Source organism: Klebsiella sp. K5-45, assembly GCF_030128605.1.
Classification (GTDB): domain Bacteria; phylum Pseudomonadota; class Gammaproteobacteria; order Enterobacterales; family Enterobacteriaceae; genus Klebsiella; species Klebsiella quasipneumoniae.
In genome coordinates this window covers 57,530-81,703 of sequence record NZ_JAKUZW010000001.1, presented here as the reverse complement: position 1 = coordinate 81,703, position 24,174 = coordinate 57,530, and the positions used below count along the sequence as shown (strand labels likewise).

The window sequence follows — 24,174 nt, the reverse complement described above, 5'->3', positions numbered from 1 at the left end:
AACAAAAGGGCCGCATCAGATGCGGCCCTTTTTGATCCAAAGAAGTCAGGATTAGCGTTTGTAGATGAATTCGACGCCTTCTTCGTCGTCTTCGTCCCAGTCGTCATCCCAGTCTTCGTCATCTTCCACTTCGGCTTCGGCCTCTTCAAGCTGCTGACGGTGATAGTCGTCCCACATAAACTCGACTTTCTCCGGCTTCTGCTCTTCTTCCGCCTGCACGATGGGGTTTTCGATGATGAAGGTCATCACGTCCCAGCACAGATCTTTCACGCCCTGCTGGCTGGCGGCGGAGATCAGGTAGAATTTCTCTTCCCAACCAAGCGCTTCAGCAATCGCCTTCGCTTTAGCTTCGGCTTCCGCTTTGTCCATCAGGTCAATCTTGTTAAAGACTAACCAGCGCGGTTTGGAGGCCAGCTTCTCGCTGTATTTCTCCAGCTCGCCGATGATGATGCGCGCGTTCTCAACCGGATCGGAACCGTCGATAGGCTCGATGTCGATCAAGTGCAGCAATACGCGGCAGCGCTCAAGGTGCTTGAGGAAGCGGATACCGAGGCCTGCGCCTTCCGCTGCGCCTTCAATCAGCCCCGGGATATCGGCGACCACAAAGCTCTTCTCGTTGTCCATACGCACCACGCCCAGGCTTGGTACCAGGGTGGTAAACGGATAGTCAGCCACTTTTGGCTTGGCGGCGGAGACCGCACGGATGAAGGTGGATTTACCGGCGTTCGGCATCCCCAGCATTCCGACGTCCGCCAGCAGCATCAGCTCCAGCTGCAGGTCGCGCTTATCACCCGGCGTACCCATGGTCTTCTGACGCGGGGTACGGTTAACGGATGATTTAAAACGGGTGTTGCCCAGACCGTGCCAGCCGCCCTTCGCCACCATCAGACGCTGACCGTGTTTGGTCATATCGCCCATGGTCTCGCCGGTGCCCTGGTCGATAACCCGGGTCCCGACCGGCACTTTTACCGTCACGTCTTTACCACGCTTACCGGTACAGTCGCGGCTCTGGCCATTCTGCCCGCGTTCGGCGCGGAAAGATTTTTCAAAACGGTAGTCGATCAGGGTATTCAGGTTCTCGTCCGCTTCCAGCCAGACATCGCCGCCGTCACCGCCATCGCCGCCGTCCGGGCCGCCTTTCGGAATATATTTCTCGCGGCGGAAGCTTACGCAACCATTGCCGCCGTCACCTGCTACGACCAGGATCGTTGCTTCATCTACAAACTTCATTTTACTCTCCGTAAATCATTCGCCTGAGCGGGGCAGCGGTACTACCGCCTCTCGCTTACGCCAACGTCCCCAAAGACGATGACCGATGGCGGAATACATCGCGCCCGCAACCACGACAAACGCACCGAGATAACCAATCAGGTTTAACATCGGTCTGGCGAAAACATCGGGCCAGGCCATTGATAATAAATCAGAAAACAGTAGCGTAAACAGTGGCGTCAAGGTGATTAACGCGCTGACCTGCGCCGCCTGCCAGCGCGCCATGGCTTCCGCCAGCGCGCCGTAGCCGACCAGGGTATTTAGCCCGCAAAAAATCAGGCATGCCAGTTGCCAGTTGCTTAACCGGGATATCACCCCAGGCTCAGCGAGCGGCAGTAATGCAATCGTACATAAAGTGTACAGCAAAAATAGTATCTGCTGCGATGCCAGACGGCGCAATAACACCTTTTGCGCGACGCCGTAGCTTACCCACACCGTGGCGGCAGCAACGCCGAAAATTACCCCCCACGTGTAGTCCGTCAGGCGGGTAAAGATTTCAATCAGGCTGGTGTTGAAGAACATCACCAGCCCGCTGAGCAGCATCAACGCGCCCACCACCTGGGTGCCGCGCATGCGCTCTTTCAGAATCACGACGCTAGCCACCATCATGCCCACCGGCGATAGCTGGCCGATGACCTGAGAAGCCGTGGGGCTGAGATACTGCAGGGAAGAACTGAACAGAATGAAGTTACCGAACAGACCGCCGGTGGCAATCGCTAATAAGACCAGCCAGCGCGGCTTGCGAAAAATCCGCAGCGGCGGCAGTTTGCCTTTGATCGCGAGAATCGCGCCAAGGCCAATACTGGCCATCAGGAAGCGATAAAACACCACCGTTGGCGGCGCCATCACCTCAAGAACCTGCTTCATTGCAATCGGCAACGCTCCCCAACACATCGCGGTGGTAAGCGCCAGAATAATGCCAATCCCAGCCTGCTGCTTCATGCCTGTTTCCCTGCAAAAATTTTCCGGTAGACGAATGTAAAAAGCCCCGCAACGTGTTGCGGGGCTTTCATCCGTTACCGGGACGCGAAAAACTTATTCAGCAACGATGCTGATGAATTTACGGTTTTTCGGGCCTTTAACTTCGAACTTGACTTTACCGTCAGTCAAAGCGAACAGAGTGTGGTCACGGCCGCAACCAACGTTGGTGCCAGCGTGGAATTTGGTACCACGTTGACGAACGATGATGCTACCTGCCAGAACTGCTTCACCGCCGAAACGTTTTACGCCCAGACGTTTAGCTTCTGAATCGCGACCGTTACGAGTCGAGCCGCCAGCCTTTTTATGTGCCATTTAAATCTACTCCTCAGGTCTTAGGCGCTGATGCCAGTGATTTTCACATCAGTGAACCACTGACGATGGCCCTGCTGCTTACGATAGTGTTTACGACGACGAAACTTAACGATTTTAACTTTCTCGCCACGACCGTGAGCAACAACTTCAGCTTTGATTACGCCGCCCTCAACGAAAGGAACGCCGATCTTGATTTCTTCACCGTTTGCGATCATCAGCACTTCAGCGAACTCAACAGCTTCGCCAGTTGCGATGTCCAGCTTTTCCAGGCGAACGGTCTGACCTTCGCTTACTCGGTGTTGTTTACCACCACTTTGGAAAACCGCGTACATATAAAACTCCGCTTCCGCGCACCTCTTCGTGTGATTCAGAGTGCGCTATAAATATTCACAATAGGGCGCGAATATTACGCAAAACGCGAGCCTTTGACAAGAGCGATTAGCGATCAATGCAGAAAAAAAACACAACTTTCACGACAACGTTTATCTACGGCAATTTTTCAGTACAATCATATCTTCTTTTAATTCTGTCTTAATCCTTCTGTGATCCCACCTGGATTCATGGTAACAGGACATTTGGCCCGGCTTTTGCGATGAATTTAGAAAAAATCAATGAGTTAACCGCGCAAGATATGGCGGGTGTCAATGCGACGATTCTTGAGCAACTCAACTCCGATGTTCAGCTTATCAATCAGTTAGGCTATTACATCGTCAGCGGCGGCGGCAAACGCATTCGCCCGATGATTGCTGTGCTCGCCGCGCGCGCGGTGGGTTATCAGGGGAGCGCGCATGTCACCATTGCTGCGCTGATTGAATTTATTCATACCGCCACCCTGCTGCATGACGACGTCGTCGATGAGTCTGATATGCGTCGCGGCAAAGCCACGGCAAATGCGGCGTTTGGCAATGCCGCCAGCGTGCTGGTCGGCGATTTTATCTATACCCGCGCCTTTCAGATGATGACCCAGCTGGGCTCGCTGAAGATCCTCGAGGTCATGTCGGAAGCGGTGAACGTTATTGCCGAAGGCGAAGTGCTGCAGCTGATGAACGTCAATGACCCGGATATCACGGAAGAGAACTACATGCGCGTCATCTACAGCAAGACGGCGCGTCTGTTTGAGGCAGCCTCGCAGTGTGCGGGACTATTGGCCGACTGCACTGCCGAAGAAGAGCGCGCGTTGCAGGATTATGGCCGCTATCTCGGCACCGCTTTCCAGCTGATCGACGATTTACTCGATTACAGCTCCGACGGAGAGCGGCTCGGTAAAAACGTCGGTGACGACCTCAACGAAGGCAAACCGACGCTACCGCTGCTACACGCCATGCACCATGGTACCGCCGATCAATCGGCGATGATCCGCGGGGCTATCGAGCAGGGCAACGGCCGCCATCTGCTGGATGCCGTCCTGGAAACGATGGCTGCCTGCGGTTCGCTGGAGTGGACGCAGAAACGTGCTGAAGAAGAAGCTGACAAAGCGATCGCCGCGCTGCAGATTCTCCCGGACACCCCCTGGCGTGAAGCCTTGATCGGGCTGGCGCATATCGCGGTTCAGCGCGATCATTAATCCCCTCTCCCTTCCCGCGCAATGCGCGGGAAAGTTCCAGTAAAAACCCATTCCCTACCGTAAATTTCCGGATATCTTGATACATTCTGAATATTCCGACGCTTTAACAGAACTTGTTAGAACCTTACCTGGTGCGCGGGTATAGTGTCTCCGTCGCCCATATGGGCCGTTCAGGATCTTTATCACCAGGAGAATTTATGGATAAGTTCATCGACTGGCATCCCGCAGATATTGTTGCTGGATTACGTAAACGGGGAACATCGCTGGCGGCAGAGTCGCGACGGCACGGTCTGAGTTCTTCAACGCTGGCGAACGCCCTGACCCGCCCCTGGCCGAAAGGCGAATTAATCATCGCCACGGCGCTGGATACACAGCCATGGGTCATCTGGCCGTCACGCTACCATGATCCGGTAACGCATGAGTTTATCGACAGAACGCAGATGATGCGTCAGAAGAAGATGGACAAGTGATGGGATTATGCGACAAGGACCCGGGAGAGACACCCGGGCCCTGTCAGGACGCGATTACTCGCCTTTCACGCGCTGAATATTGGCACCCAGCGCCTGCAGTTTATCTTCGATACGCTCATAGCCACGATCGATATGATAGATGCGATCGACGATGGTGGTTCCCTCAGCGATACAACCTGCCAGCACGAGGCTCGCCGAAGCACGCAAATCGGTCGCCATCACCTGCGCGCCCGAAAGCTGCTTCACGCCATGACAGATCGCGGTATTGCTCTCGATCTCCGCGTGAGCACCCATACGGATCAGTTCCGGAATGTGCATAAAGCGGTTTTCAAAGATCGTTTCGGTGATCACGCCGGTCCCTTCCGCGACCAGGTTGAGCAGCGTGAACTGGGCCTGCATATCGGTCGGGAAGCCCGGATGCGGCGCGGTACGCACGTTAACCGCTTTCGGACGGTTGCCGTGCATATCAAGGCTGATCCAGTCTTCGCCCGTTTCGATGTCCGCTCCGGCGTCGCGCAGCTTCGCCAGTACGGCATCGAGGGTATCTGGTTGCGCGTTACGGCAGAGGATCTTGCCGCCGGAAATGGCTGCGGCCACCAGGAAGGTCCCGGTTTCAATACGGTCCGGCAGCACACGGTAAACGCCGCCGCCCAGACGCTGCACGCCTTCGATGGTGATGCGATCGGTACCCTGGCCGCTGATTTTTGCGCCCAGCGCGTTAAGGAAGTTCGCGGTATCGACGATCTCCGGCTCGCGAGCGGCGTTTTCGATAATCGTCGTACCCTCGGCGAGGGTCGCTGCGCTCATGATAGTGACGGTGGCGCCGACGCTCACTTTATCCATCACGATATGCGCGCCTTTCAGACGACCATTGACCGAAGCTTTTACATAACCTTCTTCCAGTTTGATCTCGGCGCCCAGCTGTTCCAGGCCGCTAATATGCAGATCGACTGGACGCGCGCCGATGGCGCAGCCGCCAGGCAGAGAGACTTGTCCCTGACCGAAACGCGCCACCAGCGGGCCCAGCGCCCAGATAGAGGCGCGCATGGTTTTCACCAGATCGTACGGAGCACAGAATACATCGACCGGGCCGGCGTCAATCCACACCGAACCATTGCGCTCTACCTTCGCGCCCAGCTGACTCAGCAGCTTCATGGTGGTATCGATGTCTTTGAGCTTAGGTACGTTCTGGATCTCTACCGGCTCTTCGGCAAGCAGCGCGGAAAAGAGGATTGGCAGGGCGGCGTTTTTTGCACCGGAGATGGTGACTTCGCCCTGAAGGCGAGTCGGCCCCTGAACACGGAATTTATCCATTGATTCTGTTCTCTATTAAAAATTCACATACGCTGCAGGGGATCCCCCACAGCTTAGAAGCCATTTAGTTTGCGGTCTCGCGCCCACTCCTGCGGAGTAAAGGCCTTGATCGACAGCGCATGGATGCGGTTGTCAGCAATATATTCCATCAGCGGCGCGTAGACGCTCTGCTGCTTTTTAACCCGACTCATGCCATCGAACATCTCACCCACAGCAATAACCTGAAAGTGGCTGCCATCGCCAGAGACGTGGACTTCCTGGAGGGGGAGTGCGTTCATCAGCACGGTCTGAATTTCATGATTTTCCATGGGCTCAAATTTATCTGATAGTGAAAACAGCCCAACATCTTAGAGGAAAGTGGCGCGGTCTTAAACAAGCAAAAAGCCCCGGCGAAAAGATTGCCGGGGCTTTCGGAATAGCTTCAGCGCTAAGACACTGAAAAGATTATGGGATCATATCGACAGGCAGGTTGTAAAGACCGACCAGCGTTTGCAGATTTTCGCTCTTGCCGATCAGCTGCGCTTCCCGGCCCTGGCGGCGAATCAGCGCCACAAAATGTACTAACAGCGCCAGGCCCGCCGTGTCCACGCGCGTGGTCTGACTGAGATCGATGATCGCTGTCCCGGCTGTCGCCTGGGCGCGTGCCTCCCAGAGCGGGACCAGCAGATCCTGGTCCAGCTCTCCGTGCAGCGCCAGCGTCTCGCCATCACGAGTCCAGCTCAGCTGCCCGCTCATTATTTTTTCTGTTCCAGGGTGATCGGCTGAGCGGAGATCGCTTTGAGCTGCGCGGTCAGGCCATCAACGCCCTTGGTACGCAGCAGGTCGCTCCACTCGTTTTGTTTGGTGGTGATCATGCTGACCCCTTCCGCAATCATATCGTAGGCCTGCCAGTTGCCGGTCTGGGTATTTTTACGCCACTGGAAGTCGAGACGTACCGGCGGACGGCCGTTCGGGTCGATGATAGTGACGCGGATCGGAATGATGGTCGCGCTGCCCAGCGGCTGTTCCGGGGCAATCTGGTAGGTCTGACCATGGTACATTGCCAACGCCTGGCCATAGGCCTGCTTCAGGTATTCACGGAAGGCGGCAAAATAGGCGTCACGCTGCGCCGGGGTAGCTTCTTTGTAATAGCGGCCCAGCACCAACGCGCCGGCATACTTCACCTGCACATAAGGCAGAAGCTCCTGGTCGACGATGTCGCGCAGATAGTTAGGGTTGGCCTTGATCTTCGGCTGTTCATTCTTCAGGCGATCGAAGGTTTTCTGCGCCGCTTCATTCATCAGCTTATACGGATTGGACTGGTCTGCCGCCTGGGCGGCGGTCAGCGGGGCAATCACCAGCATGGCGACCATGAGTAAGCGTTTAAACATATCGTGTTTCTCCTGAAATTAATGCGTCGTGCCGGCTGCCGGCGTCGCGTCAGTATGACCTTCTGCCTCGGCCTTATCATTGCCAGAATTCTGATTGTCGCCGCCCTTACTGTTATAAAGGAACTGACCAATCAGATCTTCCAGCACCATAGCGGACTTGGTGTCCTGGATAGTACCGCCGTCTTTAAGAATAGTCGTCCCGAGGTCCGGGTCTTCAAAACCGACGTTCAGCGCCAGATACTGCTCGCCCAGCAGGCCAGAGGTGCGGATCGCCAGCGAACTGGTATCCGGGATATGGTTGTAGCGCTCATCAATATCGAGCTCCACGCGCGGCAGATAGGTTTTCGGGTCGAGGGTGATGTCCGCCACGCGGCCAACAACCACACCGCCGATGCGCACCGGCGAGCGTGCTTTCAGGCCGCCGATATTATCGAAGGTCGCGTAAAGACGGTAAGTCGGCTCGGTACGTAGCGAGGTGACGTTCGCCGCCTTCAGGCAGACAAACAGCGCCGCCAGCAGCGCCACCAGTAAGAACACCCCTACCCAGATTTCATTTTTTTTCGTTTGCATGAACTCAATTCCCAAACATCAGCGCAGTCAGCACAAAATCCAGCCCCAGAACCGCCAGCGACGCATGCACCACGGTGCGCGTAGTCGCCCGGCTAATCCCGGCGGAAGTGGGGATAGCGTCATAACCATTGAATAACGCAATCCAGGTTACCGTAATGGCGAATACCAGGCTCTTAATCAGGCAGTTCACCAGATCCATTCGCCAGTCGACGGCATTTTGCATCGCGGTCCAGAAAAAACCACCATCAATGCCTTTCCAGCTCACGCCCACCAGCGCTCCACCCCAGATCCCCACCGCAACGAAGATAATCGTCAGCAGCGGCAGCGAAATGACGCCGGCCCAGAAACGGGGAGAAATGACGCGGCGCAGCGGATCCACCGCCATCATCTCCATACTGGAGAGCTGTTCCGTGGCCCGCATCAGGCCAATCTCGGCGGTCAGCGCCGACCCGGCGCGACCGGCAAACAGCAGCGCGGCGACCACCGGCCCCAGCTCGCGCAGCAGCGACAGCGCCACCAGCATGCCAAGACTGGTCTCTGCGCTGTAGGTGGTTAAGACCAGATACCCCTGCAGCCCGAGCACCATACCGATAAACAGGCCCGATACAACGATAATCAGCATCGACAGAACACCGACGTTGTAGAGCTGACGAACCAGCAGCGGCGCGTGCTTGCGAAACTCTGGTTTGCCGACAACGGCGTTGAACAGCATTAATCCGGCGCGTCCAAAGGTCGCGGTGGTTTTAATACCGCGATGGCCTAGCGCGGCCAGCGCATTAAACAACATCAGTCGCTCAACTCCCTATGCCTAATAAATCATGGTGATAGTCGCCAGCCGGATAACGGAACGGCACCGGGCCGTCGGCAATACCATCAATGAACTGACGAACCCGAGGGTCAGCATTCTCACGTAGCGACTGGGCGCTGCCGTGGGCGACAATCTTTTTATCCGCCACGATATACGCATAGTCCGCAATGCTCAGCACCTCAGGCACATCGTGCGAAACCACGATGCAGGTGACACCCAGCGTGCTGTTGAGTTCAGAAATCAGCTTCACCAGCACGCCCATGGTGATGGGATCCTGCCCGACGAACGGTTCGTCGAACATAATGAGATCCGGCTCCAGGGCAATGGCCCTCGCCAGGGCGGCGCGGCGCGCCATGCCGCCGGAAAGCTCAGAGGGCATTAACTTCGCCGCACCGCGCAGCCCTACCGCCTCCAGCTTCATCATCACCGTCGTATGCAGCAGCGCAGGCGGCAGATGCGTATGTTCGCGCAGCGGGTAGGCGACGTTGTCAAAGACATTGAGGTCGGTGAACAGCGCCCCGGACTGGAACAGCATGCTCATCCGCTTACGCACCGTGTACAGACGCGAACGGGTCATCTGCGGCACGTTCTCGCCATCGAACAGGATCTCTCCCCTGTCCGGCGGGATCTGTCCGCCGATCAGGCGTAACAGGGTAGTCTTGCCGATCCCCGAAGGTCCCATAATCGCAGTAATTTTACCGCGCGGCACCGACAGCGAGATGTCGTCGAAGATCACGCGATCGCCGCGAGAAAAGCGGATACCGCGCACTTCAACTAAATTCGCCTGAGTTTGGCTCATAAAATCATCCTTACTAAGCACCTGATGGGCAAGCATCGCCCTTTCTTACGCCACAATCACAACATTTTTACAGAATCTTACCTGCACAGGTTAGCGAAAGCTGGCATTTGTTTTACTTTTGGCACGCATAAAGTCAAAATTAAGAATTCGTTACGCTGCGTAGGGATAACCCAGCGAGGCGACGATTATACCTGAAGAAAGGACTTTAGATGCTCTTAGCGACGGCTCTGTTAATTATTGGTTTATTGCTGGTTGTCTACAGTGCCGATCGTCTGGTCTATGCCGCCTCCATCCTCTGTCGCATGTTGGGGATCCCGCCGCTGATCATCGGTATGACGGTGGTGAGTATTGGCACTTGCCTGCCAGAGATCATGGTTTCCACCGCGGCCTCGCTGCATGGACAGACCGATCTGGCGGTGGGCACCGCGCTCGGCTCCAACATTACTAATATTCTCCTGATCCTCGGTCTGGCTGCCTTACTCAGGCCATTTACCGTGCATTCTGATATTCTGCGCCGCGAATTACCGCTAATGTTGCTGGTCAGCGTACTGGCAGGGCTGGTGCTCTATGATGGTCAACTGTCCCGTCTCGACGGCCTGTTTTTACTGGCGCTGGCGCTGCTATGGCTGCTGTTCACCATCAAAATCGCCCGTCTGGCGGAACGCCAGGGAAGCGATAGCCTGACCCGCGAACAGCTGGCCGAACTGCCGCGTGAAGGGTCGCTGCCGGTCGCTCTGCTGTGGTTAGGGGTGGCGATGATCGTCATGCCGATGGCCACCCGCATGGTGGTAGATAACAGTACGGTGCTGGCAAACTATTTTGCCATCAGTGAACTGACCGTCGGCCTGACGGTAGTGGCGATAGGCACCAGCCTGCCGGAGCTGGCCACCGCCATCGCCGGGGCGCGCAAAGGGGAAGATGACATTGCCATCGGCAATATCATCGGCGCAAATATCCTCAATATTGCGCTGGTGCTGGGTTTGCCGGCGCTGATCGCGCCGGGAGCCTTTGCGGCGGAAGCCTTTACCCGCGACTATGGCGTGATGTTGCTGGTCAGCCTGATCTTCGCCGTGCTGTGCTGGCGCCGCCAGCAGCAGCCGGGACGACTGGTTGGCGCGCTGCTGGTCGGCGGTTTTGTGGTTTGGTTGGCGATGCTGTTCTGGACAGCGCCGCTCTTCGTTGAATGACTCGGGATAACATCATGTCGCAAATAGATTTGCCCACGGATTTTGACTTTCAACAGGCAGGCCGTCAGGTGCTGGAAATTGAACGTGAAGGTCTGGCCCAGCTCGATCAGTATATAAATGACGATTTCACCCGCGCCTGCGAAACGATTTTCCGCTGCGGCGGGAAGGTCGTGGTGATGGGGATGGGCAAATCCGGCCATATCGGCCGCAAAATGGCGGCAACCTTCGCCAGTACCGGCACGTCGGCATTTTTTGTCCACCCAGGCGAAGCCGCGCACGGCGATTTGGGCATGGTTACGCCGCAGGACGTGGTGATTGCGTTGTCGAACTCCGGCGAATCGAACGAAATCCTCGCGCTGATCCCGGTACTGAAACGTCAGCAGGTGAAGCTTATCTGCATCACCAGCCGGCCTGAAAGCAGCATGGCGCGCGCGGCGGATATCCATCTGTGCGTGAAAGTGCCGAAGGAGGCCTGTCCGTTAGGGCTGGCGCCCACCTCCAGCACCACCGCCGCGCTGGTGATGGGCGATGCCCTCGCCGTCGCCCTGCTGGAAGCCCGCGGCTTTACCGCTGAGGATTTCGCCCTCTCGCATCCGGGTGGCGCACTCGGTCGTAAGCTGTTGCTGCGCGTCAATGATATTATGCATACCGGTGATGAGATCCCGCACGTCGGCCTGCAGGCCACCCTGCGCGATGCGCTGCTGGAAATCACCCGTAAAAATTTAGGTATGACCGCTATCTGCGATGACGACATGAACATCATCGGTATCTTTACCGACGGTGACCTGCGGCGGGTCTTCGACACCGGCATTGATATGCGCGATGCCAGCATTGCCGACGTCATGACCCGGGGAGGGATCCGTATCCGTCCCGGCACCCTGGCGGTGGATGCGCTAAACCTGATGCAATCCCGTCATATCACCTGCGTGCTGGTTGCCGATGGCGACCATCTGCTGGGTGTGGTACATATGCACGATCTCCTGCGCGCGGGCGTAGTGTAAGTAAGGAAAAAATAATGAATAATGCTGATGCTCAGTTAGCGACCTGCTATGGGCCGGTAAGCCAGACGTTTCTCGATCGCGCGGCTAAGATCCGTTTACTGATCCTTGATGTCGACGGTGTATTATCCGACGGGCTTATCTATATGGGTAATCACGGCGAGGAGCTGAAAGCGTTCAACGTCCGCGATGGCTATGGTATCCGCTGCGCGCTGACCTCTGGCATTGAAGTGGCGATTATTACCGGACGAAAAGCTAAACTGGTAGAAGATCGCTGTCAGACGCTGGGCATCACGCATTTGTATCAGGGGCAGTCGGACAAGCTGCTGGCGTTCCGCGATCTCACTGACAAACTGGGCGTGCGGCCAGAGGAAGTCGCCTACATCGGCGACGATCTGATTGACTGGCCGGTGATGGCCGAAGTGGGGCTTAGCGTCGCCGTCGCGGATGCGCATCCGCTGCTGCTGCCGCGCGCCGATTACATCACCCGGATTAATGGCGGACGCGGCGCGGTACGCGAAGTCTGCGATTTGTTACTATTGGCGCAGGGCAAGCTGGATGAGGCCAAAGGGCAATCAATATGAGTAAAACCAGACGTTGGGTTATCATTTTACTGTCGCTGCTCGCGCTGATCCTCATCGGCCTGAATTTGGCGAATACGGACGACACGGCCCAGCAGGAGGTCAATCCCAACGACCCGACGTATAAAAGCGAACACACTGACACCGTGGTGTACAGTCCGGAAGGCGCCCTGAGCTATCGGCTGATTGCCGAGCATGTGGAGTATTTTTCCGATCAGGAGGTCTCCTGGTTTACCAAACCAGTGATGACCACCTTTGATACCAATAAGGTGCCGACCTGGTCAGTCAGAGCAGATAAAGCGAAGCTGACAAATGACCGGATGCTCTATCTTTACGGGCACGTTGAGGTGAATGCGCTCGCGCCTGACTCTCAACTGCGCAAAATTACGACGGATAACGCCCAGATAAATCTGGTAACGCAGGACGTTACCTCTGATGACATGGTGACGTTATACGGCACCACATTTAATTCCAGCGGCCTGAAAATGCGTGGAAACCTTCGCAGCAAAAATGCCGAGCTGATTGAAAAGGTGAGAACCTCTTATGAAATTCAGAACAAACAAACTCAGCCTTAAGATTGCGCTCGCCGGCGCGTTACTGGCCGCCAGCCTGCCGGCCCTCGCCAAGACGGGCGATACCGATCAGCCGATCCATATCGAATCCGATCAGCAGTCGCTGGATATGCAGGGCAATGTCGTCACCTTCACCGGTAACGTGGTCGTGACTCAGGGGACGATCAAAATTAACGCTGATAAAGTGGTGGTCACCCGTCCGGGCAATGAAAAAGGCAAAGAGGTGATCGAAGGTTTCGGTAACCCGGCCACCTTCTACCAGATGCAGGATAACGGCAAACCGGTAAAAGGCCGGGCGTCGAAAATGCGCTATGAGCTGCAGAACGATTACGTCGTGCTGACCGGCAACGCGTACCTTGAACAGCTCGACAGCAACATCAAGGGCGACAAGATCACCTATCTGGTGAAAGAGCAAAAAATGCAGGCCTTCAGCGACAAAGGTCGACGCGTCACCACCGTTCTGGTGCCGTCCGAGCTGCAGGACAAAAGCGGCAACCAGCAAAAGAAGAGTAACTAATCCGTTATGGCAACCTTAACTGCGAAGAATCTCGCTAAAGCGTATAAAGGCCGCCGCGTGGTGGAAGATGTCAGTCTCACCGTTAACTCGGGGGAGATTGTCGGCTTGCTTGGCCCCAACGGCGCCGGTAAAACCACCACCTTCTACATGGTGGTCGGGATTGTGCCGCGCGACGTGGGCAATATTATCATTGATGACGAAGACATCAGCCTGCTGCCGCTGCACGCGCGCGCGCGCCGGGGGATCGGCTATCTGCCGCAGGAAGCCTCGATTTTCCGTCGCCTGAGCGTTTATGACAACCTGATGGCGGTCCTGCAGATCCGTGACGATTTGAGCAGCGAGCAGCGGGAAGATCGCGCCAAAGAGCTGATGGAAGAGTTTCATATTGAGCACCTGCGCGACAGCCTCGGTCAGGCGCTCTCCGGTGGTGAACGCCGCCGCGTCGAAATCGCCCGCGCGCTGGCGGCCAACCCGAAATTTATTCTTCTGGATGAACCCTTTGCCGGCGTGGATCCGATCTCGGTTATCGACATCAAACGCATCATTGAGCATTTGCGCGACAGCGGCCTCGGCGTACTGATTACCGACCATAACGTCAGAGAGACTCTCGCGGTCTGCGAACGCGCGTATATTGTCAGTCAGGGACACCTTATCGCTCATGGTACACCGCAGCAGATCCTCGAAGATGAGCAGGTTAAGCGCGTGTATCTTGGGGAAGACTTCAGACTCTGATAGGGTAGAGGTTACAGACGTTTTAGCCGGAGATATTTACCCTGAACATGAAGCAAGGTTTGCAATTAAGGCTTAGCCAACAGCTTGCCATGACGCCGCAGCTACAGCAGGCGATTCGTTTGCTGCAGTTGTCCACGTTAGAACTCCAGCAAGAGCTCCAGCAAGCGCTGGAAAGTAACCCGTTGCTTGAGCAAACCGATCTTCACGACGAGGTAGAGGCGAAAGAGGTGGAGGACCGCGAGTCTCTCGATACCGTCGACGCACTTGAGCAAAAAGAGATGCCCGACGAGCTTCCTCTCGATGCAAGCTGGGATGAAATCTATACCGCCGGTACGCCGTCAGGCAACGGCGTGGACTACCAGGACGACGAACTCCCCGTTTATCAAGGCGAGACCACCCAGACGCTGCAGGATTACCTGATGTGGCAGGTCGAGCTGACGCCCTTCACCGATACCGACCGCGCCATCGCCACCTCCATTGTCGACGCCGTCGACGATACGGGCTACCTCACCGTTCAGATTGAAGATATCGTCGACAGCATCGGCGATGAGGAGATCGGCCTCGAAGAAGTGGAAGCCGTCCTGAAGCGCATCCAGCGTTTTGATCCGGTTGGCGTCGCGGCGAAAGATCTGCGCGACTGTCTGCTGATCCAGCTCTCGCAATTCGCCAAAGAGACGCCTTGGCTGGAAGAGGCCCGGCTGATTATCAGCGATCATCTCGATCTTCTGGCCAACCATGATTTCCGCACCCTGATGCGGGTGACCCGGCTGAAAGAAGAGGTGCTGAAAGAGGCGGTGAACCTGATCCAGTCCCTGGATCCCCGTCCAGGCCAGTCCATTCAAACCAGCGAACCGGAATATGTCATTCCCGACGTGCTGGTGCGCAAGGTCAGCGGCCGCTGGACCGTGGAGCTCAACGCCGACAGCATTCCACGGCTGAAAATTAATCAGCAGTATGCGGCAATGGGCAACAGCGCCCGCAATGACGCCGACGGCCAGTTCATTCGCAGCAATCTGCAGGAAGCCCGCTGGCTGATTAAAAGTCTGGAAAGCCGCAACGATACCCTGCTGCGCGTGAGCCGCTGCATCGTAGAACAACAGCAGGCTTTTTTCGAACAGGGTGAAGAGTATATGAAGCCGATGGTGCTGGCCGATATCGCCCAGGCCGTCGAGATGCATGAATCGACGATTTCCCGTGTCACCACGCAAAAATATCTGCACAGTCCGCGCGGTATTTTTGAACTGAAGTATTTCTTCTCCAGCCATGTCAATACCGAAGGCGGCGGCGAAGCCTCGTCGACGGCGATTCGCGCGCTGGTGAAGAAACTCATCGCCGCGGAAAATCCCGCGAAGCCGTTGAGCGACAGTAAGCTCACCTCCATGCTGTCCGAGCAGGGTATCATGGTCGCGCGCCGCACTGTCGCGAAGTACAGAGAGTCTTTATCCATCCCGCCGTCAAACCAGCGTAAACAACTGGTCTGACACAACCGATAAGGAAGACACTATGCAGCTCAACATTACAGGACACAACGTCGAGATCACTCCCGCGATGCGCGACTTCGTCACGGCGAAGTTCAGCAAGCTGGAACAATTTTTCGACCGGATCAATCAGGTCTATATTGTGTTAAAAGTAGAGAAAGTGACGCAAATTGCGGACGCGAATCTGCATGTCAACGGTGGCGAAATCCATGCCAGTGCGGAAGGGCAGGATATGTATGCAGCTGTCGATGGTCTTATCGACAAGCTGGCAAGGCAGTTAACGAAGCATAAAGATAAACTAAAACAACACTAATTGTCCGGGCCCCCCTGCGTCAGCCGCCAGGTAACACCGGCGATGGGCGCGGGGGCGCTCAGGTGAAATTATGATGAACAACGATTCGGCTCTACAACTGAGCAACGTCCTGAACCAGGAATGTACCCGTAGCCAGGTTCACTGCCAGAGCAAGAAGCGTGCTCTGGAAATCATTAGCGAACTGGCCGCCAAACAGTTAAGTTTGCCGCCGCAGGTGGTGTTCGAAGCGATCCTCACCCGCGAAAAAATGGGCAGTACCGGGATTGGCAATGGTATCGCCATTCCCCACGGAAAACTGGAAGAGGATACGCTGCGTGCTGTCGGCGTTTTTGTCCAGCTGGAAACCCCCATCGCCTTCGACGCGATCGACAATCAGCCTGTCGACCTGCTGTTCGCGCTGCTGGTGCCGGCCGATCAGACAAAAACCCACCTGCATACGCTCTCCCTGGTGGCCAAACGGCTGGCCGACAAAGCGATTTGTCGTCGCCTGCGCGCGGCGCAGAGCGATGAAGAGTTGTATGAGATCATCACCGAAGCAGGAAGCAGCGATGACGCATAACGGCAGTCGCACCTTATCCTTTATCGTACTGAGGAGAAACGGTACATGGTACTGATGATCGTCAGCGGCCGCTCGGGCTCGGGTAAATCCGTCGCTCTGCGAGCGCTGGAAGATATGGGCTTTTACTGCGTGGATAACCTGCCGGTCGTGCTGCTGCCCGATCTGGCACGGTCGCTGGCTGACCGCAATATTTCGGCGGCCGTCAGCATCGACGTGCGGAACATGCCGGAATCACCGGAGATCTTCGAGCAGGCGATGAAAAACCTGCCGGAGTGCTTTTCGCCGCAGCTGCTGTTTCTCGATGCCGATCGCAACACGCTGATCCGTCGATACAGCGACACCCGTCGCCTGCATCCGCTGTCGAGCAAGAATTTGTCGCTGGAAAGCGCCATCGATGAAGAGAGCGATCTGCTGGAGCCCCTGCGCTCGCGGGCCGATCTGATTGTCGATACCTCGGAGATGTCGGTTCACGAGCTGGCGGAAATGTTACGCACCCGGCTGCTGGGTAAACGAGAACGCGAACTGACCATGGTCTTCGAATCCTTCGGCTTTAAGCACGGTATCCCGATCGATGCCGATTACGTCTTTGACGTGCGCTTTCTGCCAAACCCGCACTGGGATCCGAAGCTGCGTCCCATGACCGGTCTGGATAAGCCGGTGGCCGCCTTCCTCGATCGGCACACCGAAGTGCACAACTTTATTTACCAGACCCGGAGCTATCTTGAGCTATGGTTACCGATGCTGGAGACCAACAATCGCAGCTATCTGACGGTGGCCATTGGCTGCACCGGCGGTAAACATCGTTCGGTTTATATTGCTGAACAACTGGCTGACTACTTCCGCTCGCGCGGCAAAAACGTGCAGTCTCGTCATCGGACGCTGGAAAAACGTAAATCATGACCGTAAAGCAGACCGTTGAAATCACCAATAAGCTGGGCATGCACGCCCGCCCGGCGATGAAGCTGTTCGAACTGATGCAGAATTTCGATGCCGAGGTGTTGCTGCGCAACGATGAAGGCACGGAGGCGGAAGCCAACAGCGTCATTGCCCTGCTGATGCTGGACTCGGCGAAAGGACGGCAGATAGAGGTGGAGGCCAGCGGTCCGCAGGAAGTGGAAGCCCTCGCCGCGGTGATTGCCCTGTTTAATGCCGGGTTTGACGAAGACTAAAGGTGACGCTTCCCGGCGACGGAGACTGGCGACGGTACCAGCCCCGGCGCCGGATTTACCCGCTAATAGAGCTTATGCTCACGCATGAACCCTTCCCCACCCAGCTGTCGCATCTGGCGTAAGATCCAGACCTGGCGGTTGCGCACATAGCCCGAAGGCGCGTCGGCGCGATAGCGGATCGGGTTTGGCAGCACCGCGGCCAGCAGAGCCGCTTCCCCCGGCGTCAACTGGCTGGCGGGCTTATGAAAATAGCGCTGGGCGGCCGCTTCCACACCAAAAATCCCCTCGCCAAACTCGGCAATATTCAGGTAGACGGTCAGGATCCGCTTTTTACTCCACACGGTTTCCATGCCGACGGTCAATCCGGCCTCCAGCCCCTTGCGCAGCCAGCTACGACCATCCCACAAAAACAGGTTTTTCGCCGTCTGCTGCGACAGCGTTGACGCGCCGCGGATGCGGGTATCGTGACGCTCATTGTGCGCCAGCGCCTTTTCGATTGCCGAGACGTCAAACCCCCAGTGTTCCGGGAACTTCTGATCTTCGGCGGCAATCACCGCCAGCCCCATCCACGGGGAGATCTTATCCATGGCGACCCAGTCGGAGTGAGCAAGATAGTGGACATCGCCGGACAGCCAGGCGCTTATCTGCCGCTCAAGCATGACTGCCGAAAAGGGCACCGGCAGCACGCTAAACAGCGCGATCCCCCCGCCCCAGAAGACGGCGGCGATCAGCAGCAGACGCAGCGCCAGTCGTTTGAGCAGCGCGAAGGGCGCAATGCGGAGCTTCATGCGCTCAGCGCCAGCACGCGGGCGACCAGTTTTTCGATCCCAGTGGCGGCTTGCACAATATTCTCCGCCAGCATATACGCCGGGGTGGTGACCACTTTATTCTCTTCATCCACCACGATGTCGTCGACCGGGCAAGGCACATGCTCCGCCCCCATCTCCTCCACCACATCGGCGGTGTCGAGATCGGTCCCGATAGTCATCCGCAGCGGAAACGCAAAGATCTTCGGCAGCAGCGCCGGAGCGATGCACATAAAGCCCAGCGGCTTGCCGGCCTGATGCATCGCCAGCGCCAGGGCCCGCAGATCGTGGTCCACCTCGCATTTACTGCCCTCGGCAGCGAAGCTGCTTAAGTTTTTCGCCGCGCCGAAGCCGCCGGGGACGATCAGCGCGTCCAGCGTCTCCTCACGCGCTTGCGCCAGCGGCAGGATGTCGCCGCGGGCGATGCGCGCCGCTTCCACCAGCACGTTGCGCTGCTCCGTCAACGGTTCACCCGTCAGATGGTTGATGACGTCGCGCTGCGGTTTATCGGGCGCAAAGCAGACCGCCTGCGCGCCGTTGCGCGCGATCGCCAGCAGGGTAATCACTGCCTCATGAATTTCACTGCCGTCGTACACGCCGCAGCCGCTCAGTACCACACCAATTTTTTTCATCGCCTTCGCTCCTCCATGCAACTCACTGAAACCAGTCAAAAATGTCGATTTACTCGCTATGCTTCACATATTTTACTGATTCATGTAACAAATTAGTTAAGCTTTGCTATCTTAATGAGCGAGCAATCCACTTCTCAGGTTGCGCCACGTAACAACATCACTCAAATCACACTGGCTCAACCACCAGTTCCCTGGTGTTGGCGCAGTATTCGCGCACCCCGGTCTGTCCGGGGTCATTTTTTCCCGGCCTTCGCCACCCATGCCTTCAGAATCGCCACGTCGTTTTGCCACTCGGATTTCATCTCTTCAACCCATTCAGCGACATTATCAGACCAGGCAGGCAGGTCCGGCGTCTGGATCTGCTGACCCAGCTGCTGGATGTGGCGCAGGCCAATAGAACCCGCAGCCCCTTTGATCTTATGCCCCTCTTCGACGATCCCTTTTTGATCGCGGGCGGTGAGATTAGACTCAAGGACGGACATATAGCCCGGCATCATCTTCTCAAACACCGCGAGACCATCGTTGATAAGCTTCGGTCCCACCAGTTCGATGTATTGCTCCAGCATATCGGTATCCAGCACCGCGTCGGCTTTATGCAGATCGGCCGCCGGCGCTTCCTGCGCCTCCTCTTCCGGCGCATCCCAGAATTTTTTGATCATGGCCGTCAGCGCCGGCACCGATAGCGGCTTGCTCAGCACATCGTCCATGCCGGCATCAAGATACTCTTTCTTATTCTTCAGCACGTTGGCGGTCAGGGCTACCAGCGGCGGCAGCTCATCCGCGGCAAAATTCTGTTTTAGCTGACGAGAGATATCCAGACCCGTCATATCCGGCAGCTGGATATCCAGCAGCACCAGGTCGTACTCGCCAGGCTCAAACATCTCCAGCGCGGCTTTACCGGTCATCGCGACATCCACGCTGTTGCCCAGCTTTTCCAGCACCGAGCGCGCCACGATGACGTTGAGCTCAATATCTTCTACCAGCAGCACGTTGAGCGCCGGTAATGGCATGTCGTCTTCCGCCAGGGTATCTTCCACTTCTTCCGCAATGGCAGGCGCATGGACGGTGAGCGTAAAGGTCGCTCCTTTACCCGGCTGGCTGGTGACGCTGATATCGCCGCCCATATTGCGCGCCAGGCGGCGCGATACGGCGAGGCCAATCCCGGTGCCGGTGGCTGGTTTGCCGCCGTGGCTGTCTTTGACCTGGTAATACATCGCGAATATTTTGTCCTGTTCCGCTTCAGGAATACCAATCCCGGAGTCTTCCACTTCGAAGTGCAGGATATCGCCTTCGTCATAGCGCACGCGGACGTTCACCCCACCGCCCTGTGGGGTAAATTTCACGGCGTTGCTGATAAGATTCCACAGGATCTGCCGCAGGCGGGTGCCGTCGGTGATCACCTTGTGCGGCAGCGGCAGGCTCGGCTCCAGCACAAAGCGCAGTCCCTTCTGCTGCGCCTGCAGACCGGAAAGGTTTTCAAGGTCGGCAAGGAAGCTGGTGAAGTCCACCGGCTGGTTATCGAGCTGTACCTTACGGCGCTCCATTTTATCCATGTCTATAATATCATTGAAGATATTCCCCAGCGTCACCGCCGAGACATGGATGGTTTTCAGGTATTTTTCCTGCTCGCTGGTCAGTTCGGTATCCAGCAAAATTCGGCTCAGCCCGACGATCCCGTTCAGCGGGGTACGCAGCTCATGGCTGATGGTGGAGATGAAGGTGGTTTTATCCCGGCTGGCGCGTTCGAGGGCGTCCTGATAGCGTTTTCGTTCGGTGATATCGCGCCCGAAGCCCATCAGGCCGCGACGCTTACCGACGCGATCGTAGTACGGGACCTTGCGGATTTCGAAGCACGCTTTACGGCCATCGGGATAGTCCAGCCATTGCTCATAGGTCAGCGATACATTGTGGCGGAACACCTTCTCATCGGTTTCCAGCACCTTTTCCGCTGCTTCTTCGCTATAGACGTCCTGTGGTTTGAGGTGGATCAGCTGTTTCTCGCTTTTGCCGGTCAGCAGCTCCATCGCCCGGTTACAGCCGGAAAACTCTTTATCCTCATTGCGGTAAAAGACCAGGTCCGGGGAGGCGTCGAGGAAAGAGCGCAGAAAGGAGGATTGCTGTTCGAGCTGGATCTGCGTCTCTTCACGCTCTTTCATATCGATCTTCAGCTGCTCAAGGGTAGTCTCACGCTCGGCTTCCGCCTTTTCACGTTCGCCAATCTCCTGATTCAACTGCGCGATATTGTCTTTCAGCTGCACATTCAGCTTCAGATCGCGCTCGCGCATCTCCTCCAGCTTCTCCACCAGCCGCGACAGACGCTGGCGGGACTCTTCGAGTTGCTCCACCACCACCGAGAGAAAGTAGACCGCCCAAGGGGTGATCAGCAGACCGAAGAAGATAGAGCGGATAACGTCGATGCTTTCAACCTGGCCATGCAGCACCATGGTGACCGCCATCTGTACCACGATGGCCAGCACCACCAGCGCAAGAGCCAACAGCATTGAAAAGCGGACCAGACCCAGCTTCATCATCAGGTCGACATAATACTGCGCCAGCATACGAATTTGCTTCATAGGGGATTCCTTCACGACAACTCCGCACAATAATACTCAATTCTGAGCAATGCGCTGTAAGTTGTGCAAAAAATGCGGGAAGGAGCCGATATGACGGCTGGCCGCCAAGGCGAACCAGCCGCTAAAAAGAGGCATGGTCAGGAGGAGGCTAGCGCTTGCTTAGCGCCTCCCAGAGACCTTTGAGGTAGGTCACCCCGAGTGCGCGATCGTATAAACCATAGCCCGGGCGTCCGGTCTCTCCCCAGATAAAGCGGCCATGATCCGGGCGTATATAGCCGTCGAAGCCGTTGTCGTGCAACGCTTGCATCACCTTGTACATATCCAGGGAGCCGTATTCTGACGGATGGGCGCACTCGTAAAAGTCTTTATCCTGCATCAGTTTAATATTGCGGACGTGGGCAAAATGGATCCGCTTGCGGCGGGTAAACTCAGCCAGAATAGCGTATACGTCGTTATCCGGATCTTCGGCAATCGAGCCGGTGCAGAGGGTAATGCCGTTGGCGGGTGAATCGACAGCCCGGCAGATCCAGTCCAGATCGTCGCGGTTTTTGACCACCCGCGGCAGGCCAAATATCGAGTACGGCGGATCGTCAGGATGGATCGCCATTTTCACGCCCACCTCTTCACAAACCGGGATCACCGCCTGGAGAAAATAGACCAGGTTCTCCCGCAGCTTGTGGTCATCCACCGCGCTATATTTGGCAAACAGGGTCTGCACTTCCGCCAGCCGTTCCGGCTCCCAGCCCGGCAACGCGAAGCCGTTTGAATTCTCCAGGACCTCCTTAACCACGTCTTCCAGCCGCTTATCGATATCTTTCTTCTCAAAAGCCATCGTCAACGAGCCATCCGGCAGGACGTAGTTCATATCCGTCTTCATCCAGTCAAACACCGGCATGAAGTTATAGCAGATGACTTTGACGCCGAAGCGGGCAAGGTGGCGAATGGTCTGCTGATAGTTGGCAATATAGCGGTCACGGGAAGGGAGGCCGATTTTGATGTCGTCATGGATGTTGACGCTCTCTATCACCTCCATTTTCAGGCCTGCGGCATGGGCCTGGCTGACCAGACGCTCAATTTTATCCTCCGGCCATACCTCGCCGACCGCGACGTCATAGAGCGCGCCGACCACTCCCTCCACGCCGGGCACCTGGCGTATATGCTCTAATGAAACCTTATCTTCCTCTGGTCCAAACCAGCGCATTGTCATCTGCATCGTCATCACCTGCTCAACATAGTTTAATTTCACCCTACTACCATACCATTAATCATAATTGATTGAGCCTTAACTGTCGTGATGACGATCACATTCCTGCTGACCGGCTCGTCGGTAAGGTCGCTTTCGCGACATTCATAATTTTTCTCAATTTATTTCAATAGATTAATCATTCCCGGGCTTTTTCTGACGACCTTCGCCAAATGTGATCCAGAGCTAGTTATGATCAATTGCATACTTGTATGGTAATAAAAATAACGCTATTTGTTCAGAAAACAGACAAGGGAAGGAACAGAAATGAGAAGCGTCGTTGTCAAAGAGCCAGGCCAACTGAACATCGAATCCCGTCCGGTTCCCGCTCCGGGCGCCCACGAAGTCCGGGTGAAAATCGCCTTTGCCGGGATCTGCGGGTCCGATGTGCATATCTATCAAGGCCATAACCCCTTCGCGAAATATCCCCGCGTTATCGGCCATGAATTCTTCGGCATCATTGATGCCGTCGGCGAGCAGGTCTCTTCGGCACGCATCGGCGAGCGCGTCGCGGTCGACCCTGTCGTCAGCTGCGGCCATTGTTATCCCTGCTCGGTGGGGCGGCCGAATGTCTGTGCGCAGCTCCAGGTCATCGGGGTTCACCGCGACGGCGGATTCAGCGACTACGCCTGCGTGCCGGCGAAAAACGCCTGGCGCATTCCGGAGGCCATCAGCGATCGTCAGGCGACGATGGTTGAGCCTTTTACCATTGCGGCAAACATTACCGCCCAGCTGCAGCCCACGGCGCAGGATATCGCCCTGATCTACGGCGCAGGTCCGATGGGTCTGACGGCGATCCAGGCGCTGAAGGGGGTGTATGGCGTTAAGCAGGTGATCGTAGTGGACCGCATTGCCGAACGTCTGCAGATGGCGCGGGACAACGGCGCCGATTTGACGCTGGATAACACTCACCAGCCGCTGGCGGAACAGCTGGCGCAGCGGCAGATAGCCCCCACGCTGATCATCGATGCCGCCTGCCATCCGGCGATCCTTCAGGAGGCCATTCTCCTCGCCTCTCCCGCCGCACGCATCGGCATACTCGGCTTCTCCGGCGAGCCGTCCACCCTGACCCAGCAAAGCATCACCAGTAAAGAGATCTCCATTTTCTCCTCCCGGCTAAACAGCGGGCGTTTTCCGCTGGTTATCGACTGGATGGAGAAAGGCCTTATCCAGCCTGAGGCGTTAATCACCCACTGCATGCCGCTGGAGCAGGTAAAAGAGGCGATGGAGATTTTCGCCAACGATCGGAAAACTTGCTGCAAGGTATTGCTGCAGCTGGGTTAAATACTAAATAACGGGCGACGTGAATATTGATATCCGTCGCGCCAGAGCTCAATAATATAATCATCATGGTGTC

General features: G+C 56.4%; 29 protein-coding genes. 14 read left to right on the top strand and 15 right to left on the bottom strand.

Annotation, left to right across the window (positions count from 1 at the left end; all coding sequences use genetic code 11):
- Nucleotides 1–51: 51 nt before the first annotated feature.
- From cgtA to rplU, 4 genes are all read right to left on the bottom strand, one after another.
- Entirely contained in the window at nt 52–1,230 is a 1,179-nt protein-coding gene (gene cgtA / locus MKS11_RS00420) for an Obg family GTPase CgtA (RefSeq protein WP_004206186.1), read from the bottom strand.
- Between the two features lie 15 nt (nt 1,231–1,245).
- Nucleotides 1,246–2,211 carry a DMT family transporter gene (locus MKS11_RS00415; protein WP_087770962.1) on the bottom strand — a complete coding sequence of 322 codons (966 nt, stop codon included), beginning with the start codon at nt 2,209–2,211 and terminating at the stop codon, nt 1,246–1,248.
- Nucleotides 2,212–2,304: 93 nt separating this feature from the next.
- Nucleotides 2,305–2,562 carry a 50S ribosomal protein L27 gene (gene rpmA, locus MKS11_RS00410; protein ID WP_002434222.1) on the bottom strand — a complete coding sequence of 86 codons (258 nt, stop codon included), beginning with the start codon at nt 2,560–2,562 and terminating at the stop codon, nt 2,305–2,307.
- 20 nt (nt 2,563–2,582) lie between these two features.
- Nucleotides 2,583–2,894: a 50S ribosomal protein L21 gene (gene rplU / locus MKS11_RS00405; RefSeq protein ID WP_002918379.1), complete on the bottom strand. Its 312-nt coding sequence runs from the start codon at nt 2,892–2,894 to the stop codon at nt 2,583–2,585.
- Between the two features lie 260 nt (nt 2,895–3,154).
- Here rplU and ispB point away from each other — a divergent pair, with 260 nt between their 5' ends.
- Nucleotides 3,155–4,126 (top strand): octaprenyl diphosphate synthase, encoded by a 972-nt coding sequence (ispB, locus tag MKS11_RS00400; protein ID WP_004206188.1) that lies wholly within the window; start codon nt 3,155–3,157, stop codon nt 4,124–4,126.
- A 197-nt stretch (nt 4,127–4,323) separates the two neighbouring features.
- Nucleotides 4,324–4,596: a DNA-binding transcriptional regulator SfsB gene (gene sfsB, locus MKS11_RS00395; RefSeq protein WP_004206189.1), complete on the top strand. Its 273-nt coding sequence runs from the start codon at nt 4,324–4,326 to the stop codon at nt 4,594–4,596.
- A gap of 54 nt (nt 4,597–4,650) precedes the next feature.
- Here the strand turns inward: sfsB and murA are convergent, their stop codons facing one another.
- The 7 genes from murA to mlaF form a co-directional block, all read right to left on the bottom strand.
- Complete coding sequence (murA, locus tag MKS11_RS00390) at nt 4,651–5,910, bottom strand: UDP-N-acetylglucosamine 1-carboxyvinyltransferase (RefSeq protein ID WP_004206190.1); 1,260 nt, start codon at nt 5,908–5,910, stop codon at nt 4,651–4,653.
- Between the two features lie 53 nt (nt 5,911–5,963).
- Nucleotides 5,964–6,218, bottom strand: a complete 255-nt coding sequence (ibaG, locus tag MKS11_RS00385; RefSeq protein ID WP_004144910.1) for a BolA family iron metabolism protein IbaG — start codon at nt 6,216–6,218, stop codon at nt 5,964–5,966.
- A gap of 136 nt (nt 6,219–6,354) precedes the next feature.
- The gene (gene mlaB, locus MKS11_RS00380) at nt 6,355–6,645 is read right to left on the bottom strand and encodes a lipid asymmetry maintenance protein MlaB (protein WP_048325846.1); all 291 of its coding nucleotides are present in this window, start codon (nt 6,643–6,645) and stop codon (nt 6,355–6,357) included.
- Nucleotides 6,645–7,280 carry a phospholipid-binding protein MlaC gene (gene mlaC / locus MKS11_RS00375; protein ID WP_087770963.1) on the bottom strand — a complete coding sequence of 212 codons (636 nt, stop codon included), beginning with the start codon at nt 7,278–7,280 and terminating at the stop codon, nt 6,645–6,647. The genes mlaB and mlaC overlap by 1 nt, the downstream gene beginning before the upstream one ends.
- A gap of 18 nt (nt 7,281–7,298) precedes the next feature.
- Nucleotides 7,299–7,850, bottom strand: a complete 552-nt coding sequence (gene mlaD / locus MKS11_RS00370) for an outer membrane lipid asymmetry maintenance protein MlaD (RefSeq protein WP_004206195.1) — start codon at nt 7,848–7,850, stop codon at nt 7,299–7,301.
- Nucleotides 7,851–7,854: 4 nt separating this feature from the next.
- On the bottom strand, nt 7,855–8,637 hold the full coding sequence (gene mlaE / locus MKS11_RS00365) for a lipid asymmetry maintenance ABC transporter permease subunit MlaE (protein WP_284109343.1): 783 nt from the start codon (nt 8,635–8,637) through the stop codon (nt 7,855–7,857).
- Nucleotides 8,638–8,644: 7 nt separating this feature from the next.
- Nucleotides 8,645–9,457: a phospholipid ABC transporter ATP-binding protein MlaF gene (gene mlaF, locus MKS11_RS00360; protein ID WP_004206196.1), complete on the bottom strand. Its 813-nt coding sequence runs from the start codon at nt 9,455–9,457 to the stop codon at nt 8,645–8,647.
- A gap of 209 nt (nt 9,458–9,666) precedes the next feature.
- Here mlaF and MKS11_RS00355 point away from each other — a divergent pair, with 209 nt between their 5' ends.
- From MKS11_RS00355 to npr, 11 genes are all read left to right on the top strand, one after another.
- Complete coding sequence (locus MKS11_RS00355) at nt 9,667–10,644, top strand: calcium/sodium antiporter (RefSeq protein WP_004206198.1); 978 nt, start codon at nt 9,667–9,669, stop codon at nt 10,642–10,644.
- Nucleotides 10,641–11,645 (top strand): arabinose-5-phosphate isomerase KdsD, encoded by a 1,005-nt coding sequence (gene kdsD / locus MKS11_RS00350; RefSeq protein ID WP_369707407.1) that lies wholly within the window; start codon nt 10,641–10,643, stop codon nt 11,643–11,645. Before MKS11_RS00355 ends, kdsD begins: the two co-directional genes overlap by 4 nt.
- A gap of 14 nt (nt 11,646–11,659) precedes the next feature.
- A complete protein-coding gene (kdsC, locus tag MKS11_RS00345; RefSeq protein WP_023319211.1) occupies nt 11,660–12,226 on the top strand; it encodes a 3-deoxy-manno-octulosonate-8-phosphatase KdsC in 567 nt (188 codons plus the stop codon).
- Complete coding sequence (lptC, locus tag MKS11_RS00340; protein WP_004206202.1) at nt 12,223–12,798, top strand: LPS export ABC transporter periplasmic protein LptC; 576 nt, start codon at nt 12,223–12,225, stop codon at nt 12,796–12,798. The genes kdsC and lptC overlap by 4 nt, the downstream gene beginning before the upstream one ends.
- A complete protein-coding gene (gene lptA / locus MKS11_RS00335; protein WP_002918415.1) occupies nt 12,767–13,312 on the top strand; it encodes a lipopolysaccharide ABC transporter substrate-binding protein LptA in 546 nt (181 codons plus the stop codon). The genes lptC and lptA overlap by 32 nt, the downstream gene beginning before the upstream one ends.
- A gap of 6 nt (nt 13,313–13,318) precedes the next feature.
- Nucleotides 13,319–14,044, top strand: coding sequence for an LPS export ABC transporter ATP-binding protein (gene lptB / locus MKS11_RS00330; protein ID WP_087770964.1), 726 nt, complete (start codon nt 13,319–13,321; stop codon nt 14,042–14,044).
- 47 nt (nt 14,045–14,091) lie between these two features.
- Nucleotides 14,092–15,525, top strand: a complete 1,434-nt coding sequence (gene rpoN / locus MKS11_RS00325; RefSeq protein ID WP_004206204.1) for an RNA polymerase factor sigma-54 — start codon at nt 14,092–14,094, stop codon at nt 15,523–15,525.
- Between the two features lie 22 nt (nt 15,526–15,547).
- A complete protein-coding gene (hpf, locus tag MKS11_RS00320; protein ID WP_004206206.1) occupies nt 15,548–15,835 on the top strand; it encodes a ribosome hibernation promoting factor in 288 nt (95 codons plus the stop codon).
- Nucleotides 15,836–15,905: 70 nt separating this feature from the next.
- Nucleotides 15,906–16,394, top strand: coding sequence for a PTS IIA-like nitrogen regulatory protein PtsN (gene ptsN / locus MKS11_RS00315; protein WP_004144926.1), 489 nt, complete (start codon nt 15,906–15,908; stop codon nt 16,392–16,394).
- Between the two features lie 45 nt (nt 16,395–16,439).
- On the top strand, nt 16,440–17,294 hold the full coding sequence (gene rapZ, locus MKS11_RS00310; RefSeq protein ID WP_004206208.1) for an RNase adapter RapZ: 855 nt from the start codon (nt 16,440–16,442) through the stop codon (nt 17,292–17,294).
- A complete protein-coding gene (gene npr / locus MKS11_RS00305) occupies nt 17,291–17,563 on the top strand; it encodes a PTS phosphocarrier protein NPr (protein WP_002918431.1) in 273 nt (90 codons plus the stop codon). The genes rapZ and npr overlap by 4 nt, the downstream gene beginning before the upstream one ends.
- A gap of 62 nt (nt 17,564–17,625) precedes the next feature.
- Here npr and mtgA read toward each other — a convergent pair whose 3' ends face one another.
- The 4 genes from mtgA to uxuA all read right to left on the bottom strand — a co-directional run bounded on the left by mtgA (nt 17,626) and on the right by uxuA (nt 22,787).
- The gene (gene mtgA / locus MKS11_RS00300) at nt 17,626–18,351 is read right to left on the bottom strand and encodes a monofunctional biosynthetic peptidoglycan transglycosylase (protein WP_087770965.1); all 726 of its coding nucleotides are present in this window, start codon (nt 18,349–18,351) and stop codon (nt 17,626–17,628) included.
- Nucleotides 18,348–19,001, bottom strand: a complete 654-nt coding sequence (elbB, locus tag MKS11_RS00295; RefSeq protein WP_004206211.1) for an isoprenoid biosynthesis glyoxalase ElbB — start codon at nt 18,999–19,001, stop codon at nt 18,348–18,350. Before elbB ends, mtgA begins: the two co-directional genes overlap by 4 nt.
- Nucleotides 19,002–19,234: 233 nt before the next feature.
- A complete protein-coding gene (gene arcB, locus MKS11_RS00290) occupies nt 19,235–21,574 on the bottom strand; it encodes an aerobic respiration two-component sensor histidine kinase ArcB (RefSeq protein ID WP_284109342.1) in 2,340 nt (779 codons plus the stop codon).
- Nucleotides 21,575–21,722: 148 nt separating this feature from the next.
- The gene (uxuA, locus tag MKS11_RS00285; RefSeq protein ID WP_025999212.1) at nt 21,723–22,787 is read right to left on the bottom strand and encodes a mannonate dehydratase; all 1,065 of its coding nucleotides are present in this window, start codon (nt 22,785–22,787) and stop codon (nt 21,723–21,725) included.
- 297 nt (nt 22,788–23,084) lie between these two features.
- Between uxuA and MKS11_RS00280 the strand changes: the two genes are divergently transcribed.
- Nucleotides 23,085–24,101, top strand: coding sequence for a Zn-dependent oxidoreductase (locus MKS11_RS00280; protein WP_004206214.1), 1,017 nt, complete (start codon nt 23,085–23,087; stop codon nt 24,099–24,101).
- Nucleotides 24,102–24,174: the final 73 nt, after the last annotated feature.

Coding starts and splice junctions, on each gene's coding strand:
- kdsD (WP_369707407.1), top strand. CDS start 10,641: ATGACTCGGGATAACATCATGTCGCAAATAGATTTGCCCACGGATTTT.
- sfsB (WP_004206189.1), top strand. CDS start 4,324: ATGGATAAGTTCATCGACTGGCATCCCGCAGATATTGTTGCTGGATTA.
- kdsC (WP_023319211.1), top strand. CDS start 11,660: ATGAATAATGCTGATGCTCAGTTAGCGACCTGCTATGGGCCGGTAAGC.
- hpf (WP_004206206.1), top strand. CDS start 15,548: ATGCAGCTCAACATTACAGGACACAACGTCGAGATCACTCCCGCGATG.
- rapZ (WP_004206208.1), top strand. CDS start 16,440: ATGGTACTGATGATCGTCAGCGGCCGCTCGGGCTCGGGTAAATCCGTC.
- npr (WP_002918431.1), top strand. CDS start 17,291: ATGACCGTAAAGCAGACCGTTGAAATCACCAATAAGCTGGGCATGCAC.
- mlaC (WP_087770963.1), bottom strand. CDS start 7,280: ATGTTTAAACGCTTACTCATGGTCGCCATGCTGGTGATTGCCCCGCTG.
- MKS11_RS00280 (WP_004206214.1), top strand. CDS start 23,085: ATGAGAAGCGTCGTTGTCAAAGAGCCAGGCCAACTGAACATCGAATCC.
- mlaB (WP_048325846.1), bottom strand. CDS start 6,645: ATGAGCGGGCAGCTGAGCTGGACTCGTGATGGCGAGACGCTGGCGCTG.
- MKS11_RS00415 (WP_087770962.1), bottom strand. CDS start 2,211: ATGAAGCAGCAGGCTGGGATTGGCATTATTCTGGCGCTTACCACCGCG.
- uxuA (WP_025999212.1), bottom strand. CDS start 22,787: ATGCAGATGACAATGCGCTGGTTTGGACCAGAGGAAGATAAGGTTTCA.
- ispB (WP_004206188.1), top strand. CDS start 3,155: ATGAATTTAGAAAAAATCAATGAGTTAACCGCGCAAGATATGGCGGGT.
- arcB (WP_284109342.1), bottom strand. CDS start 21,574: ATGAAGCAAATTCGTATGCTGGCGCAGTATTATGTCGACCTGATGATG.
- lptC (WP_004206202.1), top strand. CDS start 12,223: ATGAGTAAAACCAGACGTTGGGTTATCATTTTACTGTCGCTGCTCGCG.
- cgtA (WP_004206186.1), bottom strand. CDS start 1,230: ATGAAGTTTGTAGATGAAGCAACGATCCTGGTCGTAGCAGGTGACGGC.
- ibaG (WP_004144910.1), bottom strand. CDS start 6,218: ATGGAAAATCATGAAATTCAGACCGTGCTGATGAACGCACTCCCCCTC.
- rpoN (WP_004206204.1), top strand. CDS start 14,092: ATGAAGCAAGGTTTGCAATTAAGGCTTAGCCAACAGCTTGCCATGACG.
- mlaE (WP_284109343.1), bottom strand. CDS start 8,637: ATGTTGTTTAATGCGCTGGCCGCGCTAGGCCATCGCGGTATTAAAACC.
- rpmA (WP_002434222.1), bottom strand. CDS start 2,562: ATGGCACATAAAAAGGCTGGCGGCTCGACTCGTAACGGTCGCGATTCA.
- rplU (WP_002918379.1), bottom strand. CDS start 2,894: ATGTACGCGGTTTTCCAAAGTGGTGGTAAACAACACCGAGTAAGCGAA.
- ptsN (WP_004144926.1), top strand. CDS start 15,906: ATGATGAACAACGATTCGGCTCTACAACTGAGCAACGTCCTGAACCAG.
- mlaD (WP_004206195.1), bottom strand. CDS start 7,850: ATGCAAACGAAAAAAAATGAAATCTGGGTAGGGGTGTTCTTACTGGTG.
- lptA (WP_002918415.1), top strand. CDS start 12,767: ATGAAATTCAGAACAAACAAACTCAGCCTTAAGATTGCGCTCGCCGGC.
- mlaF (WP_004206196.1), bottom strand. CDS start 9,457: ATGAGCCAAACTCAGGCGAATTTAGTTGAAGTGCGCGGTATCCGCTTT.
- MKS11_RS00355 (WP_004206198.1), top strand. CDS start 9,667: ATGCTCTTAGCGACGGCTCTGTTAATTATTGGTTTATTGCTGGTTGTC.
- elbB (WP_004206211.1), bottom strand. CDS start 19,001: ATGAAAAAAATTGGTGTGGTACTGAGCGGCTGCGGCGTGTACGACGGC.
- mtgA (WP_087770965.1), bottom strand. CDS start 18,351: ATGAAGCTCCGCATTGCGCCCTTCGCGCTGCTCAAACGACTGGCGCTG.
- murA (WP_004206190.1), bottom strand. CDS start 5,910: ATGGATAAATTCCGTGTTCAGGGGCCGACTCGCCTTCAGGGCGAAGTC.
- lptB (WP_087770964.1), top strand. CDS start 13,319: ATGGCAACCTTAACTGCGAAGAATCTCGCTAAAGCGTATAAAGGCCGC.